Annotated in this window: 16 protein-coding genes; 9 read left to right on the forward strand and 7 right to left on the reverse strand. The window is 43.6% G+C overall.

Annotated features, from left to right (window positions below; translation table 11 throughout):
- The first annotated feature begins 138 nt into the window (after positions 1-138).
- Positions 139-894 (forward strand): hypothetical protein, encoded by a 756-nt coding sequence (locus ACKLNH_RS11365; protein ID WP_413112383.1) that lies wholly within the window; start codon positions 139-141, stop codon positions 892-894.
- Positions 895-1,167: 273 nt separating this feature from the next.
- Here the strand turns inward: ACKLNH_RS11365 and ACKLNH_RS11370 are convergent, their stop codons facing one another.
- The gene (locus tag ACKLNH_RS11370) at positions 1,168-1,329 is read right to left on the reverse strand and encodes a phage virion morphogenesis family protein (RefSeq protein WP_413112384.1); all 162 of its coding nucleotides are present in this window, start codon (positions 1,327-1,329) and stop codon (positions 1,168-1,170) included.
- 142 nt (positions 1,330-1,471) lie between these two features.
- Between ACKLNH_RS11370 and ACKLNH_RS11375 the strand changes: the two genes are divergently transcribed.
- Entirely contained in the window at positions 1,472-2,884 is a 1,413-nt protein-coding gene (locus ACKLNH_RS11375) for a trypsin-like serine protease (protein ID WP_413112385.1), read from the forward strand.
- A 241-nt stretch (positions 2,885-3,125) separates the two neighbouring features.
- Entirely contained in the window at positions 3,126-4,496 is a 1,371-nt protein-coding gene (locus ACKLNH_RS11380) for a trypsin-like serine protease (RefSeq protein WP_413112386.1), read from the forward strand.
- A gap of 126 nt (positions 4,497-4,622) precedes the next feature.
- Here the strand turns inward: ACKLNH_RS11380 and ACKLNH_RS11385 are convergent, their stop codons facing one another.
- The 5 genes from ACKLNH_RS11385 to rimK form a co-directional block, all read right to left on the reverse strand.
- On the reverse strand, positions 4,623-4,859 hold the full coding sequence (locus ACKLNH_RS11385; RefSeq protein WP_413112387.1) for a phage protein GemA/Gp16 family protein: 237 nt from the start codon (positions 4,857-4,859) through the stop codon (positions 4,623-4,625).
- Between the two features lie 80 nt (positions 4,860-4,939).
- Entirely contained in the window at positions 4,940-5,800 is an 861-nt protein-coding gene (locus tag ACKLNH_RS11390; RefSeq protein WP_413112388.1) for a mechanosensitive ion channel family protein, read from the reverse strand.
- 14 nt (positions 5,801-5,814) lie between these two features.
- A complete protein-coding gene (locus ACKLNH_RS11395) occupies positions 5,815-6,264 on the reverse strand; it encodes an ATP-dependent zinc protease family protein (RefSeq protein ID WP_413112389.1) in 450 nt (149 codons plus the stop codon).
- Positions 6,264-7,295: a succinylglutamate desuccinylase/aspartoacylase family protein gene (locus ACKLNH_RS11400; protein WP_413112390.1), complete on the reverse strand. Its 1,032-nt coding sequence runs from the start codon at positions 7,293-7,295 to the stop codon at positions 6,264-6,266. Before ACKLNH_RS11400 ends, ACKLNH_RS11395 begins: the two co-directional genes overlap by 1 nt.
- Positions 7,296-7,299: 4 nt before the next feature.
- Positions 7,300-8,205 (reverse strand): 30S ribosomal protein S6--L-glutamate ligase, encoded by a 906-nt coding sequence (rimK, locus tag ACKLNH_RS11405; protein WP_413112391.1) that lies wholly within the window; start codon positions 8,203-8,205, stop codon positions 7,300-7,302.
- A gap of 101 nt (positions 8,206-8,306) precedes the next feature.
- On the opposite strand from rimK, the gene ACKLNH_RS11410 reads away from it, so the two are divergent.
- From ACKLNH_RS11410 to ACKLNH_RS11435, 6 genes are all read left to right on the forward strand, one after another.
- Positions 8,307-9,149: a LysR family transcriptional regulator gene (locus tag ACKLNH_RS11410; protein WP_413112392.1), complete on the forward strand. Its 843-nt coding sequence runs from the start codon at positions 8,307-8,309 to the stop codon at positions 9,147-9,149.
- Between the two features lie 97 nt (positions 9,150-9,246).
- Positions 9,247-10,209 (forward strand): magnesium/cobalt transporter CorA, encoded by a 963-nt coding sequence (corA, locus tag ACKLNH_RS11415; RefSeq protein WP_413112393.1) that lies wholly within the window; start codon positions 9,247-9,249, stop codon positions 10,207-10,209.
- A gap of 340 nt (positions 10,210-10,549) precedes the next feature.
- A complete protein-coding gene (xylA, locus tag ACKLNH_RS11420) occupies positions 10,550-11,869 on the forward strand; it encodes a xylose isomerase (RefSeq protein WP_413112394.1) in 1,320 nt (439 codons plus the stop codon).
- A 119-nt stretch (positions 11,870-11,988) separates the two neighbouring features.
- On the forward strand, positions 11,989-12,984 hold the full coding sequence (gene xylF / locus ACKLNH_RS11425) for a D-xylose ABC transporter substrate-binding protein (RefSeq protein ID WP_413112395.1): 996 nt from the start codon (positions 11,989-11,991) through the stop codon (positions 12,982-12,984).
- Positions 12,985-13,038: 54 nt separating this feature from the next.
- A complete protein-coding gene (locus ACKLNH_RS11430) occupies positions 13,039-14,562 on the forward strand; it encodes a xylose ABC transporter ATP-binding protein (RefSeq protein WP_413112396.1) in 1,524 nt (507 codons plus the stop codon).
- Positions 14,559-15,740 carry a sugar ABC transporter permease gene (locus tag ACKLNH_RS11435; RefSeq protein WP_413112397.1) on the forward strand — a complete coding sequence of 394 codons (1,182 nt, stop codon included), beginning with the start codon at positions 14,559-14,561 and terminating at the stop codon, positions 15,738-15,740. Before ACKLNH_RS11430 ends, ACKLNH_RS11435 begins: the two co-directional genes overlap by 4 nt.
- 70 nt (positions 15,741-15,810) lie before the next feature.
- Here ACKLNH_RS11435 and xylB read toward each other — a convergent pair whose 3' ends face one another.
- Positions 15,811-17,262 carry a xylulokinase gene (xylB, locus tag ACKLNH_RS11440; RefSeq protein WP_413112398.1) on the reverse strand — a complete coding sequence of 484 codons (1,452 nt, stop codon included), beginning with the start codon at positions 17,260-17,262 and terminating at the stop codon, positions 15,811-15,813.
- Positions 17,263-17,293 lie beyond the last annotated feature (31 nt).

The raw sequence follows: 17,293 nt of genomic DNA on the forward strand, positions 1-17,293 counted from the left end.
GGTTTTTCATGAACGCCTGCCCACCCCAAGGCAAATCTCTATAGAGAATCACTTGTTTGTATTTGGTTTAATCGTTTTTCGTGCCTATTGAGTACGGTGAGGGGTGCACTGTTTGTTCAATGGCTATAGGAAAGCATCATGTCAAATCACAAACAAAATTTAGTATCCCACGTAAAAAAACAAGCCAAACACCTCAGTAAATCAGAACCTGATAAACGTTATAACGACTGCTTGAACATCATTGCTAAACAGTTGGGCTATCAGGATTACCACAATGTTTTACAGAGCAGTAAACCTTCGGTAAAACAAACGCATCCCCTTGAATCCTTTGCTGAGGATATTAAAGCCGTATTATTGAGGTGTGTCGACGAAAGTCAATACTATTACGATCTGTCTTACCAAGAACCAGAGTTTCCTGAAAGCTTAGATATAACTCAAACAGAGAGAAATAACCTCCCGGGAGTTCATCGGTTCAGTAAAGAAGAAATCACTGAAGAGCTTTTTTCTTTGTTATCTGTTCAAGTTAAGACTAATTCTGATTTCCACAAGATCGATTGGCTTACACGTTGGGCAGTTTATAAAGACGAGATAAAAGAAATCGGTTATGCCTTGCTACAATCCGATAAGAATCAGGATTATGAATTGGGCTATTTGCTCGTTTCACTAGGGCATTACTATCGTTCTTTAATGGATAGTTGCTCATACCAAATCGGGGAGCATGTCGATTTCAAGTCCTACTTCGGTTATTGGTTGCACTCTATGCATGCTAATGATGAAAGTAACTCAACCATTAAATCACTACTGCTTAATTTTTCTGCCGCTTCTCCTGAATTGACCAATAGAGCTACAAGTTGGGCGCCTGAGTGGTGGCTAAAAAAAACCGGCCGCATCTAAATATATACTCACAAAGTGTAATTAAAAATGCCATTGGTCGAAACGGTGGCATTTTATATTTTAGATACTAGAAGTTATGTGAAGGCAGGAAACCTGCCTTTATTTGCTTAATTGGAAATGTCTCGTTTTGACTTAGGCATTCGCAATACTCGTCGCAGCTAACGCAATCAACACTGTAAGCCGATTATCCAGCAAAATCCCGTTTAAACCCTCCGCAAACTGTTTAAACGGGTCTCACCCATACAATGCCACCACTGGCACTAAAAACCGCGCCTAATGCCCTTGTAGAAACTCGACGATCATCTCGCTAATGGCATCAATATCGTCACTGCTGGTGCCTAACCATGGTCGTGCGGGAATGGCGGCGTTTTGCGGGTGCATGTCGGGTGTGCCACCGAGTTGGCGGTAATTTACCACTGCAGCATAGCTGGGCAAGTAAAAATACCTGCCTCCTATTTATACATCCACATTGCTAATGCATTGGTTAAATTCAATACCATTTTCTTGCGTAGTTATTATCGAAAAAATTATTTAAAATCAGTGCGATGCATTGTAATTTAATATCAAGGAAGAAGTAATGATGTTTAAGAAATTACTAACAGCAACCGTGCTAATAGCAACCTGCAACATTAACGCAATGCCCATCGAAGGCTTTGTGATGAACGGTGATGATGTCACTCAAGAAGAGTACATGGATTTTCAGGTTCAAATTCGAACCCATATTGGCAGCTGTGGAGGAACGCTGATTGGTGGAAAATACATTCTAACTGCGCGCCATTGCACTCCGCTGTGGGATGACAAATTCGCCACTGATACCACCGGTCATATTGACGTGTGGCAAGGTATTGAATATCAGATTGATGACAATTTAGCCTATAGCGGTCAAGCCAGTTTCAGTCGTATCGAACTACAAGAGCTAAAAGATAATGTACGAAATCAATACGAATACTACATTAAGCCTGAGCTCGAAAGATACAAGGAAGAAAGTGGTGAAAACGTGCTAACCCATGGTTTCCATTCGCTTGACCCTACGAATGAGACGTCAAACTACCTAGACGTAGCACTCATTCAACTGAATGGATCAATACAACAGCAGGATGTTGGGGCTGTTATTCCATTCAGTGATTTTGAAGGTATGGTGATAAATTGCCCAACTGACATTTATGACCACCTCTCTCATCCTATCGGCGGACAACTAACTGTTCGCGGCTGGGGTTTAGATGAAAATGGCCATCAACCAAGCCGTATGAAAAAAGGCAATGTCAAGATAATTGAAACAGACATACACCCGCTTTGGATTAGTTGGTCTGAAGAGTTGCAATATTGGTCAATTCGATTCGATACCTATGTCCATTTAACCGTAGATGCTGTTAATAGCCAAAAATCCAGCAGGGGAGATAGTGGCACTGGTATTGTTGATGAAGAGGGAAAAGTCCTTGCTATGGTTAACAGCACCTCTGGAATCTCAACGGTAAGCAACTACCACACATTTACTGGCTACTACGATTGGTTATTGCGCTCAATAAATGAGCTTAATGCACCAACAGCCATTATCGAGGTATTTGCTGATGCAGGTGTCCACCAGTATCAATGGCCAGTACGAGTTCAAAACTTGAGCGAACTTACCGTGTCCTTGGTGCCCGAACTGGTAGATAACCAGCCTCAAGACGATAGCCGCGTGTTTACGTTATCCGATGAATGTAATACCAGTTTAGCTCCTGGTGAATGGTGTGACGCTACGTTGAGTTTCAATAGTGATAACGTGTGGATTGACAAGCACATAGGTACCACGATTGCTTACAACGACAGTTTACATGGCGACACAACTACCATTGTAAACATAATGCAATACGTTGCGCCTGAAGAGCCAACTGAGCCTGAAGAACCAGATGCACCTACACAACCACCAAGTGAAGATGGTTCTAGTGGTGGAGCGCTTAGCTGGATTGCTCTACTGGCACTATTACAGCTGGCGATTCGCCGCCGCTAAAACCGCCGCCCTTGAGTTGAGCGTAATTTCGTTGATAAGGCTTTAATCTTTTATGGGCCTTATCGGCGTCCGCGATTAGCTATCAACGGTGAGTCGCTAAAAATACCCGCTTTCTGATTTATACATCCACACTGCTTATGTTTTAATCACTTCTAATGCTGTTTCCTTGCGTAGTTATATTAAATAAAAACGTTTAATATCAATTGAATGTGGCTTATTTTGACATCAATAAATGGACGTAATGATGATTAGAAAAATATTTACTGCAGGTCTACTGTTTGCCGCCTTTAACGCAAACGCAATCCGACACGGTGAGGATGTCACCGCCGACGAATACATGGACTTTCAGGTCCAAATTAGCACCAGTGCTGGCTACTGTGGTGGCACATTACTGGGGGGTAAGTACATTCTAACAGCGCGGCACTGTACGCCGCTGTGGGATGACAAATTTGCCACGGATACCACCGGTCATATTGACGTGTGGCAAGGTATTGAGTTTCATACAGATGACAACTTGGCCTATAGCGGTCAAGCCAGTTTCACTCGTATCGAGCTACAAGAGCTAAAGGATAATGTACGCAATCAATACGAATACTACATTAAGCCTGAGCTAGATCGGTATCAAGATGAGAGCGGCGAAATGGTTCTCGCAAACGCTTATCATTTTACTGACTTAGCTGATGATACCTCAAACGACCTAGACGTCGCTGTTATTGCGCTTAATGGAGTGATTCAGCAGCAACATGTAGGCGCCCTAATTCCATTTAGTGATTTTGAAGGCGTTACATTGAATCACCCGTCTGAAGTATACGAGCACTTTTTGCACTCGATCGGTAGCCATTTAACCATTCGTGGTTGGGGACTGGATGAAAATGGTGCTCAACCATCGATAATGCAAAAAGGTTCGGTTGAACTAATGTTCGCGGATATTAATCCTTTAAGGGTCGACTGGGAAGAAGTTGGAATTGGCTACTGGGATATCCACTTCAATACCACACCTTACTTAACTGCCGATGCCGTCACAAATCAAGCGATAAATGAAGGCGATAGCGGTACTGGTATTTATGATGAAGACGGGCGTGTATTCGCCCTGTTTAATAGCAGTACAGGGGTATCAACTGAAAGTAAATACCACACATTTACTGGTTACTTTGATTGGTTGCTACGCACTGTTAACGCTTTAAACGCACCAACAGCGATTATCGAGCTCTTTGCTGATGCAGGTGTTCACCAGTATCAGTGGCCTGTGCGGGTTCAGAACTTGAGCGAACTTACCGTGTCAATGGTGCCACAATTGGTAGATAACCAGCCTCAAGACGATAGCAGTTTATTTACGTTATCTGATGAGTGTAATACCAGTTTACTACCTGGGGAATGGTGTGACGCTACGTTGAGTTTCAATAGTGATAAGACGTGGATTGCAGATCACGTAAGTACCACAATTGTTTATAACGACAGTTTGCATGGCGACACAACGACCACTGTCAACATCATGGAGTATGTTGCCCCAGCAGAACCGACTGAGCCGCCATCAAGTGATGAGTCGAGCGGGAGTTCTCTGGGTGGATTGGCTTTGTTGGCACTGCTTAACTTGGCACTTCGTCGCCGATAAACAGGGTTAGCCTTTGCGTTGCTATTTAGGCAAACGAATGTACGGCAACGAGTGAGGATTTCTTACTGGTTGCCAGTACGTTGTAGGGCATAAATGTGGTAACTCATTGACTCAATCTCTCGTCATTCATCTGTATGTCCAGCTTTTCAATCCCTCTATCACCACGCTTGCTTGCCCCTTATCCAACCAGCCAACGTTCTCAACACCCGTCATTCGCTTTACAAATTTATTGAGTGCCGTTTCACTGCTATCACACACGATGCCGTTTTTGTGCATGCTTATCCAAAGGGCGCGGATTTTGTCGATTTCAGCAATATCTACACCACCACAGCTGTAACCCCCATAGCGCCTAGCCTCACCCACAAGCTACCGCGTGATCCCTGCTATTCCCATATTTTTCATTATTACCGGCACACTACACGATCTCTCTCAGTCACCCTTTGTTAATCTGCACGTGACTCACGTATTACTGTTATCGTACCGTCAAGATGAATGTCACGCTGTGGGTAAGCGATAGTTATGCCGTGCTCTTTAAATGCACCGTCTATCTCAAAACGAATCTCACTAGTAACAGCACGAACACCACCCTCTATCTGAGAGTTAATCCAGAAAAAAACTTCAAATATTAAGGCATTATCACCAAAGTCTTGAAAGAACACCCCTAACTCTGGTGTGGATAATACTTGAGGGCTATTGGCCGTGATCTCTCTCATCAGCTTTTCAACCAACCTAACATCACTTCCATATGCCACTCCCACAACAACGGAGCCTCGAACTAACTTATCTCGCAAAGTCCAATTAATCACCGTATTTTCGAGTAGTTTACTGTTTGGGATTAGCATATGAACACCGTCGACACGTCGGATTCGAGTGGAACGTGTGTTGATTTGCTCTACCGTTCCTTTCGCCCCCTCAACCTCAAGAAAGTCTCCAATTCTAATCGGCTTTTCGCCAATAAGAATCCAGCCACTAATAAAGTTATTGATAATATTTTGTGCACCGAAGCCAAACCCGATCGCGATAGCGCCTGAAAGAAAGGCAAACGCAGTGATGGGAATATTTAGCATTGATAACGTGGTAAGAAATATAATGCCGAGTACAACAACAAACAAAACACGCTCGATTAAGTGCACTATATTAGGATCTTTGCCCGACGCGGTAAGTTTAGAAGACACCGCTTTTATTAGCAGTTTTAACATCCACAAACTAATAACCACCCACGCCGGAACAGCAAGAATCTCCCACAGGGTAACAGGCTTGTTATTAAAGGTAAAAACCGTCATTTCTAACCATGAAATAGCCATTTCAACCACACTGATTACTCCTGAGAACTCGAGCCACAAAAGACTTGTGATGGATCAATTAGAAATTTGTTACCCATGGCTTGACGACCAAGTAGCATTAAGTAGGTCATATCTGACCGGTCTGTTAATGTAATTTGGATAGGCCATTCCAAGCCCCCAAGTTTCGCCTTTGTTTCGATAACATAACGCAACTCCGAAGCACCATTCGATGACTTAATTTTACGCAAGTCATACAACTCAGATTTACACCTCACCACTTTATCCACATCATGTACTTCAGGATGAATATCGAACTGAATGCCTGGCTTTCCTTTCACTGTTACTAGCGTAATATTATCCACATGCAGAGATGATGTTTGCGCGCCAGAATCGACGCGCACAGTAAGATTCTCCATGCCGAGTTCCGGTAAAGAGATAGTCTCTAATCGACCAATAATGATTTTTTTATTATCACAACTTTTCATCACAGACCTTCTTTCATTTCTCTCAATGTTAAATCTTCAGATAACTGATCTATCTGTTGGACTATCGCCTGCTCATCTTCATCAAAGTAAGCAATGTGATACATCGCCTCGCCCTCTTGTACCAAAGGGATATTTTGCTTACCAATGATAACCCCAGTGCGTGGCGCTAAAATCACGGCTAACTCTTCACCATAGGCACTACTAATTGTCGCCAGTTGGTCGCCTTTTTCTACATAGTCACCCAACTGGTATTTATGCTTAACAATACCGCTTGCACTACCCCTTACCCATTGGCTGCCACGCGCAACAACAGGTTTAGGCGCGTCTCGACGAAAGCGCAGTCCTTTACTGATCATATTTAAATGATGCAAAACACGGATAACTCCCCGTGTTCCCATGCGAATCGAGGTTTCATCAAAACGTAACGCCTCACCCCCCTCGTACACCAGTACCTTAGTATTAGAACTAGCCGCACAATCGCGCAATGACCCATCAATTTCTTCCGAATGCAGCACCACGGGAACACCGAATGCATTAGCAAGCTCGGCGGTCACCTCATCCTCTACATTCGCTCTTATCTGAGGTAGATTAGTTCGGTGAATCGCGCCTGTGTGCAGATCAATACCATACTGACATTTTTCGATAATCTCGGTTCTAAAAATATTGGCGACCCGAGCGGCGAGAGAACCTTTGGGTGACCCAGGGAAGCTGCGATTAAGATCTCGTCGATCGGGTAAATACCGGCTTTGATGTATCACACCGTAAACATTAACCATAGGAACAAAAATAACGGTCCCCCGAACAACTTTAAAACGCTTCATATTAATAATGCGATGAACAATTTCGATGCCATTCAATTCATCACCATGCACGGCCGCACTAACAAAAATAGTCGGCCCTTCTTGCTTTCCCCGCACAATATACACAGGAAGGGAAACCTCTGCGTCGGTATAAAGCTTAGCAACAGGGAGAGCGATTTTTGTACGCTCTCCAGCTAATATACTGTGTGTTCCAATGATGAGTGGTGACATAAAACTAGCCCTTTCCGCGTGTTCTATTGCCATGAAACTTGGCATTTTTCTCTATAAATTCGTAGAGCTTGCCAGCCACATTTAGGTTTGTCGCCGTTTCAATCCCTTCAAGACCCGGGGATGAATTAACTTCCATTACCATCGGCCCACTGTTAGATCGAAGTAAATCAACTCCACAGAAATTTAAGCCCATAATTTTAGCGGCGCTAACCGCAGTTTCTCGCTCTTCTTTAGTGAGACGAATGAGTTCTGCCGACCCGCCTCTGTGCAGGTTAGATCGAAACTCCCCTTCTGCCGCTTGCCGTTTCATCGCTGCAACAACGCGACCTCCAATCACCAAACAGCGAATATCGGCGCCACCAGATTCCTTAATATACTCTTGAACCAAGATGTTCGCTTTCAACCCCATGAATGCTTCAATGATACTCTCAGCAGCCTTCGATGTTTCCGCCAATACAACGCCAATCCCTTGCGTCCCTTCAAGCAATTTAATCACCAGAGGCGCACCACCTACATTTTTGATCAAATCCTTAATATTATCGGGTTTGCTCGCGAATCCGGTCCTTGGCAGCCCAATACCTTTACGTGACAACAGCTGCAAAGAACGCAACTTGTCACGCGAGCGGCTGATTGCAACAGATTCATTGACGTTGAAGGTGCCCATCATTTCAAATTGCCTAGCAACAGCCGTACCGTAAAAAGTCACCGATGAGCCAATGCGAGGAATGATAGCGTCGTAAATGGGTAACTCTTCACCCTTATAACGCACCGTTGGCCGGCTACTTGTGATATCCATGTAACAATGCAATGTATCGATCACATCAACATCATGACCACGCTCTAACCCAGCCTCCACCAAGCGTTTGGTGGAATAGAGATTGGTATTTCTTGATAGGATGGCAATTTTCACTTTTCTACTCCTCTACTAATGCTATGAGAATGTAGACCTTGTTAACCAACAAATAAAACTATATATTTCTTTCAGGTTGTAAGAAAAAATCTATCAAACTGATGAAAATTGAGTTGCTCAAAACGTTTATTGAAGTGAGCCATACACTGCACATTCGCATGTCTGCTCAGAACCTCCACTTGACCCAAGCGGCGGTAAGTTCTCGCATCAAGCTGCTTGAAGAAGAGCTCGGCGTGATGCTTTTTGATCGAACGAATAAACGACTCAAACTGACGGCTGAAGGGGATAAGCTGGTAAAACATGCCAACGACATGTTGGCAATGTGGCATAAAATTAAACAAGAAGTGGGGGTTACCGATAGCGACGGCTCACAACTTTTTATCGGCGCAATGGCCTCAATCTGGGATATGGTGTTGCACGAATGGCTACACAAGCTTCATCGCAATATCGACGATGTGCACCTCTATACCCATACCTATTCATCAGTAGAGTTACGGCAAAATGTATTGAGCCGAATATTGGATATCGCTTTTTTGTTCGAACCTCCTTACACCGATGAGATTGTCACTAAAAAATTATGTTCCATACCATTAGTCTTGGTTAGTACTGCTCCCGTCAAACAGATCTCTGAACTGTCTAACTTTGTCATGGTTGATTATGGCGATACCGTTAACGCTATGTTTTTGGATAATTTTGGCAACGCTCTGCCCCCTATACATCATATGAACCAACCCAACACCGCGATGGCGTTTATATTAGATGCTGGCGGAGCGGCATACCTTCCCCGCCAAATGTGTTTTACTGAGCTTCGCCGCCAGCAATTATTTTTGGTCACCAATACTCCAACATTTCAGCGTGACCTACATGCTATATACTTAGCGAATAGCCACAAACGAGAATTAATTGAAGACTCTCTGCTGCTGTTCCCATACAGAATTAGATAATGTTTGTTTTGCTCTACACTTGTTCGATTTTTTTTATCAAGTCAGACGTTGACCGTATGTTGTTACACTGAAAAGTTAATACCGAGGGGTTACAAGCATGCTAAAAACCGTATATCTCAAAGATCAAAAGCTAATCGAAGGCGGAGAGGAACTCGTTGAGCAATGGCGTCAAGACGGTGGTCAAATCTGGATCGACTTTTACAAAGAGCCTCTCGCTGACGAAGAAAAGCTACTCACGAAACTTGGCTGCCACCCGCTTGCAATTCAAGATGCGCAGCGTGATCGTCGGCCACCAAAAGTGGAAGAGTTTGATAATTACACTTTCGTTCTCTACCGCGGGTTTAGTCATATTGAGCCACACCTCGATCTAAAAACAATGGCCTTAGCGTGTTTTCTTGGTGAGAACATATTGATTACGCGCAGAGTTGAACACTCATATGGCATCGATTCACTTCTTCAACACAAATCATTGGCTAAATTTCTTCGCTCACCCAGTTTGATGTTGAGTAAAATCATGAATGCTTCTGCACAACGGTTTACAGATGCCGTGCTCGAGGCTGAAGATGAGATCAGTGAATTAGAAGATGTTATGCTAACGCATTCTAGTGACGACCTTATGCACAGCCTTATTTTACTCAAGTCCCACCTACGTAAAATACATCGCGTGCAGTCGTATCACGTCAAATTACTCGCTCAAGTAATGACAGAAGAACTAGCGTATTTAGATATGAGTGACTCCGAAGTCAAGCACAGCTTCCGTGATGTTTTTGATAAGTTTGAACGTTTGGAGAGCTTAACGTCGATGTACTATGACCTGTGCGGTGACCTTATCGACGGCTACATCTCACTCAGTTCACACCAGCTAAACAAAACGATGCAACTGCTAACCGTCGTTTCTGCGATTTTCGTCCCTCTCACTTTTATCGCTGGCATATACGGGATGAACTTTGAGGTCATTCCTGAACTCTCCTATAAAAATGGTTACTTTATACTCTGGGGAGTTATGATCGGGATCGCGTCATCACTGCTCTATCTCTTCCGGCGTAAGCGCTGGTTATAAGCTACCTACGTTTGTAGCACCGCCTTCTAATGTATGACATGCAGGCACCTATCGTCCTTACGCACAAAATGGAATAAAAAAACATAGAGTAGAATTTAAATTTGTGATTTACATCAATCAAAAGACTTAACCCTCTGTTATACCAAATATTACCGTTGGAAAATGGTGAATTCTTAACACCCCCTTGCCACGTATCATGCGCTAGAAAAATATAAATAGTGAGACCTGAAGCACAATAATAAAAACAAGAAACTACGCTGTGAAATTTCATAATTGATGGCATACAAAAAAAAGCAAAAGATGAATAACAACAACATACTGTGTAAATGGAATAAAAATCATGACTGAATATTTTAATGGCATTAGCAAAATTCAATTTGAAGGGAAAGACTCAACAAATCCTTTAGCTTTTCGTGCATATGACCCTGAGCGCATTATTCTGGGCAAGAGCATGAAAGATCATTTACGTTTTGCTGCGTGCTATTGGCATAACTTCCGTTGGGCTGGCGCTGATATTTTTGGTGATGGTACTTTTGACCATACTTGGTTAAAAGGAAATAACGATCTAGAACAGTATAAAATGAAAGCCGATGCTGCGTTCGAGTTTTATACAAAGCTAAATGTTCCTTTCTATTGTTTTCACGATACCGATATTGCACCTGAAGGAAATAGCCTAAAAGAGTATGTAAATAACTTCGCTGCTATGGTCGATGTCTTTGAGCGTAAACAAGAAGAAACTGGCATGAAACTGCTATGGGGTACAGCAAATGCCTTTTCGCATAAACGTTATTTAGCCGGTGCTGCAACAAACCCAAATCCCGAAATTTTTGCATACGCAGCCACTCAAGTATTTAATGCGATGACAGCAACGCACCGTCTCGGTGGCGAAAACTATGTACTATGGGGCGGCCGTGAGGGCTACGAGACACTGCTAAACACTGATTTACGTCAGGAGCGCGAACAACTTGGTCGCTTCATGCAAATGGTTGTTGAGCATAAGCACAAAATTGGCTTTAAAGGCGCAATCCTGATTGAACCTAAGCCACAAGAGCCAACAAAACATCAATATGATTACGACACAGCGACGGTGTATGGTTTCTTGAAGCAGTTTGGCTTAGAGAATGAGATCAAAGTAAATATAGAAGCAAACCACGCAACACTGGCTGGACATAGCTTCCAACATGAAGTCGCCACAGCAACGTCTCTAGGGTTATTTGGTTCTATCGATGCCAACCGCGGCGATGCACAACTAGGCTGGGATACCGACCAATTCCCGAATAGCGTAGAAGAAAATACCTTGGTAATGTACGAAATTTTAAAAGCTGGCGGTTTTACCACGGGTGGTTTTAACTTTGATGCTCGCGTCCGCCGCCCATCAATTGATACCAGCGACCTATTCATCGGACATATTGGCGGTATGGATACCATGGCATTAGCTCTAGAGCGAGCTGCTGATATGATCGAAAATGATTTACTATCTGCACATGTTGCTGAGCGCTATGCGGGTTGGAATGGAGACCTTGGCAAGAAAATACTAAATGGTGAACTTTCACTGGCTTCGATTGCTGAGTTTGCTACAGAAAAAAATATTAATCCTCAACCGACATCAGGCAAGCAAGAATACTTAGAAAATATTGTTAATCGTTTTATTTATAAATAATTTGACATGTTGGGAGAGCTTTTATCAAGCTAAACGCTCTCCCTTTTAAAAAATATAAAAACACAAAAGCTATACCAAACCCTACAACAAAAGCAACATTTAGTTTAAAAGGACTGATCATGAAAAAATTAGCAACATACCTCTGTGCTGTCACTGTCGGAATATTAAGTGCTTCCGCTGTCGCAAAAGACATTACCATAGGAATGGCAATTGATGATCTACGTTTAGAGCGTTGGCAAAAAGACCGTGATATTTTTGTAAGTAAAGCCGAAGAGCTTGGTGCCAAAGTATACGTACAATCCTCAAATGGTAATGAGCAAACTCAAATTGCTCAAGTAGAAAACATGATCTCTCGTGGTGTGGATGTACTTGTTATTATTCCATATAACGGTGAAGTATTAACCAACGTTGTACGAGAAGCAAAACGCGATGGGATCCCAGTGCTTGCTTATGACCGTATGATTACCAATGCTGATATTGACTTTTATCTATCATTCGACAATGAAAAAGTCGGTGAGCTACAAGCTAAAGCCCTGATTGATAATACACCAAACGGCAAGTACTTCCTGATGGGCGGCGCACCAACCGATAACAATGCCAAGCTATTCCGTCAAGGTCAAATGAATGTCCTACAGCCTGAAATCGACAATGGCAATATCGAAATTGTCGGTGACCAGTGGGTTGACTCATGGTTAGCAGAAAATGCTCTGGCGATTATGGAAAATGCCCTAACCGCGAATGACAACAAGATTGATGTTGTGGTTGCGTCTAATGACTCAACGGCTGGTGGTGCGATTCAAGCCCTTGAAGCACAAGGTTTAGCCGGTAAAGTAGCCATCTCAGGCCAAGATGCTGATTTAGCGGCTGTTCGCCGTATTGTCGCTGGAACACAAACGATGACGATATACAAACCAATCTCGCAACTGGCTGACAAAGCTGCGGATATCGCCGTTGAACTAGCGAAAGGCAATACGCCTGAAAGCAACGCATCTCTAGAGAATGGTGTCAAAAATGTTCCTTCTTACTTACTAGAGCCTGTTATTGTTACTAAAGACAATATCAATAAAACAGTTATTGCTGACAACTTCCATAAAGAATCAGATGTGTACCAATAAACTATAACAACGCATTGCGGGCACAGTTATGTGCCCGCTCTTTGAGGAGGAACCATGCCTGCATTATTAGAAATGCGAAATATTGTAAAATGCTTTGGTCCTGTCAAAGCACTTGATGGGGTAAGCCTAACACTCGAGAAAGGAGAAGTACTTTCACTATGCGGAGAAAATGGCTCCGGTAAATCGACATTAATGAAAGTGCTATGTGGGATTTACCCATCTGGTGAATATGAAGGCGAGATCTATTTTCAAGGGCAACTGATAAAAGCAAAGGGCATTAAAGATACCGAAGACTTAGGCATTGCTATTATTCACCAAGAACTCGCCTTAGTTAAAGAGATGTCCGTGATGGAAAACCTCTTCCTAGGTTGTGAAATAAGTCAGCACGGCATTCTTGATCATGCCGCGATGATAAGCAAAGCGCAGAGTATGCTCTCAGCGGTGAAGCTCGACATTTCTCCGGAGACCCGTATTGGGGATTTAGGCGTAGGGCAGCAACAACTGATTGAGATTGCTAAAGCGCTATCCAAAAATGCAAAGCTACTCGTTCTTGATGAACCCACTGCCCCCTTAACCGAGTCGGAAACTGAGATACTACTCGATTTGGTAAAAGATCTTCGTAGTCAAGGTGTTAGCTGTATATATATATCGCATAAGCTGGGCGAAGTGAAAGCGATTTCAAATAACATCTGTGTTATTCGAGACGGTGTCCATATTGGTACTCGGCCAACTGAAAATATGACAACAGATGACATTATTACCATGATGGTTGGACGAGAGATGAAACAACTCTTCCCTCGAGAAGCACATGAAATTGGTGATGTCATACTCAAGGTCAACAATGTCACAGCATGGGATAAAGCCAATCGCCACATCAAAAAAGTAGATAATGCTTCATTCACACTAAAGAGGGGTGAAATACTCGGGATCTCTGGCCTTGTCGGTTCGGGACGCACCGAGCTAATGGAGTGCATTTACGGTTGCTACCAAGGAAAACACCACGAAACAATCACCTTAAATGGCCAGTCCGTCACCATTAATAATAGCCAACAAGCCTTGAATAATGGTATTGCTATGGTGCCTGAAGATCGCAAACGTAATGGCATCATCCCAATAATGAGTGTGGGAAATAATATTTCTCTTGCTGGACTCAACGAATTCAGCTCGCTTGGTATGCTAAATATCAATAAAGAAGAAAAACAAATTATCGATTCCATTGAGTCGCTAACCGTTAAAACCCCAAGCAGTGAGCTTGCGATAAAGAATCTCTCTGGTGGGAATCAACAAAAAGCAATTCTTGCTCGCTACCTATTGGTTTCACCTCAAGTATTGATTCTCGATGAACCAACTCGAGGCATTGACGTTGGCGCAAAATACGAAATTTATAAGTTGATGTTCCAACTTGTAAAACAGGGCATTAGCATCATCATGGTGTCATCTGAGCTTCCAGAAGTACTCGGCATCAGTGATCGCGTGCTAGTAATGCACGAAGGAAAAATTAAAGGCAACTTGGTCAACGAAAACCTAACTCAGGAAATGATCATGGATTGTGCGCTAAAAGAAGGAGAAGCAGCATGACGCAACAACAATCACTCGAGATTAAAGAGACAAAAACTTCCTCTTCGATTATCGACAAACTAAAAAGCATGAACTTGCAAGTCCTTGTTATGCTTGGAGCAATTGTCATGATTATGCTGTTTTTCAGTTTTATGACTGATGGCAGTTACCTGACACCACGTAACATCTCCAACTTATTTAGACAAACCGCCATCACTGGTATTCTGGCTATCGGAATGGTGTTTGTCATCATCAGTGGAGAGATTGATCTGTCTGTTGGGTCAATGATGGGGCTATTAGGTGGGCTTGCAGCGATATTAGACGTTTGGTTCGGCCTTCCTTTACCTATCACAATTATTCTGACCATCACTGCTGGGCTTCTGCTTGGTACGTGGAACGGTTGGTGGGTCGCATACCGAAAAGTACCTTCTTTTATCGTTACACTCGCAGGCATGCTTGCCTTTCGTGGCATCTTAATCGGTGTAACTAACGGCACCACGGTAGCACCAACATCTGAAGCAATGGGGATCATTGGACAAAGCTACCTACCAAATATGCTTGGTTTGATGATTGGTACTGGTGCATTGGTTTGTTACTTTGCGTGGCAAAAAAGACAATTCAGCACACGTGAAAAATACAAGCTACCTAACCCAACAGCAACTCAGACCCTTGGAAAGAACTGCCTAATTGCGATTGCAGTCCTAGCCATCGTTTACCTTCTAAATGATTATCGTGGTGTACCAACCCCTGTTCTACTACTCACCACATTCATGATACTTGGTTCATTTATTGCGACAAAAACCACCTTTGGCCGCCGTATTTATGCCATTGGTGGCAATATTGAAGCGAGCCGTCTATCTGGGATCAATGTTGAGAAAACAAAGTTAGCGGTTTACACCATGAATGGCTTCTTAGTCGCGATTGCCGCACTGGTTCTCAGCTCTCGCTTAGGCGCTGGTTCACCGTCTGCTGGTAACATTGCCGAGCTTGATGCGATTGCAGCCTGTGTCATTGGCGGAACCAGTATGGCTGGAGGGGTCGGAACCGTTATTGGCGCGGTTGTTGGTGCCTTTATTATGGCTTCTCTAGATAACGGCATGAGCATGATGGATGTCCCAACATTCTGGCAATACATTGTTAAAGGTGCCATTTTGTTACTTGCTGTATGGATGGATACTGCGACGAAAAACCGACGTTAAAACATTCCCTATCATAAAAAAAGGCCACTTCAATTGAAGTGGCTTTTTTATTTCATGTTGTTGCGTACAATTAGAATAAGCCTTTTAACTGCTGGTATAGTGCTTTGAATTTAGTGCGTTCAATCGCGTACTGGGCGTGCTTTTCAGCATTAACATGGTGCGTTTCGACAAGACGAGGAACAGGACAAATATCCGCTATTGCCTTATCTGTTGCCACAGACAAGTAAGCCAAGCGTGCCGCACCTAATGCAGGACCAACATCCCCCCCTTCTCTGTAAGTCATATTTTTGCCAGTAATATCGGCCAACATCTGACGCCAGTAAGCACTACGTGCACCACCACCAATTAACACGACCTCTTCAGGCTCCATCCCTGCAGCATGCAAGGCATCAAAACCGTCAGCAAAAGCAAAACCAACACCTTCGAGCACCGCGCGTCCTAAGTCAGCACGTTTGGTACTGTGTGTCATACCAAAAAATACCCCCTTTGCGGTCGGGTTATTGTGTGGTGTTCGTTCACCAGACAAATAAGGTAAGAACACCACGTCTGATTGAGACTTAGGCATCGCTTCCACTTCTGCAATCAGAGATGGAACGTCTTCTGCCCCTGTCAGTTCAACAACCCAATCTAGACATGATGCAGCACTTAGGATCACTGACATCGAGTGCCATGTGCCAGGCAATGCATGACAAAAACTGTGTAACGCTGAGTCGGGGTTGGCTAAGAAGCCATCACTAACGGCAAAATAGACACCGGATGTACCCAAAGATAGCATGGCCTGACCAGGGTTGATGATTCCCACACCAATCGCACCTGCTGCATTATCGCCACCACCCGCCACAACAGGAACGCAAGGCATTCCCCATTGTTCAGCAAATTCTGCGTTCAGCGTTCCGGTTATCTCACTCCCCTCAAATAGAGCTGGCATATGGTCTTCGGTTAATCCCGTAGCAGCCAACAGTTCATGACTCCACTCACGCTTAGCCACATCAAGCCACATGGTACCAGCCGAATCAGACAGATCAGACGCATAGTCTCCGGTTAAGCAATAACGCAAATAGTCTTTCGGCAAAAGTACCTTGGCAATTTTAGTAAAACACGCCGGTTCATTTTTTTGTAACCACTTTAACTTCGGTGCAGTAAAACCCGGCATCATAATGTTACCAGTGATTTCCCGACTATTAGGCACATCAGCTTCAAGCTCTGCACATTCAGCAAAGCTGCGCCCGTCATTCCATAAAATCGCAGGACGCAGAACGTTACCGTCGATATCAAGCACTGTTGCGCCATGCATTTGCCCAGAGAGACCAATCGCTTGTACATCCGACAAGCTTACCGCTGAGCTTAACGCATCCATCGCTTGCACCGTTGCGTCCCACCAATCTTGTGGTTCCTGCTCTGACCATAGCGGAGCTGGCCGCGAGACGGACAAAGACGCCGTTTCAGAACCAACAATTTGACCAGCCTCATCCATGAGAACCACTTTTACACCAGATGTTCCTAAATCAATTCCAATAAACACAGCATTTCCTTATCAGTGATAACTGTCGTAA

The organism is Thaumasiovibrio clandestinus, from assembly GCF_047250365.1.
In the GTDB taxonomy this organism is placed as follows: domain Bacteria; phylum Pseudomonadota; class Gammaproteobacteria; order Enterobacterales; family Vibrionaceae; genus Thaumasiovibrio.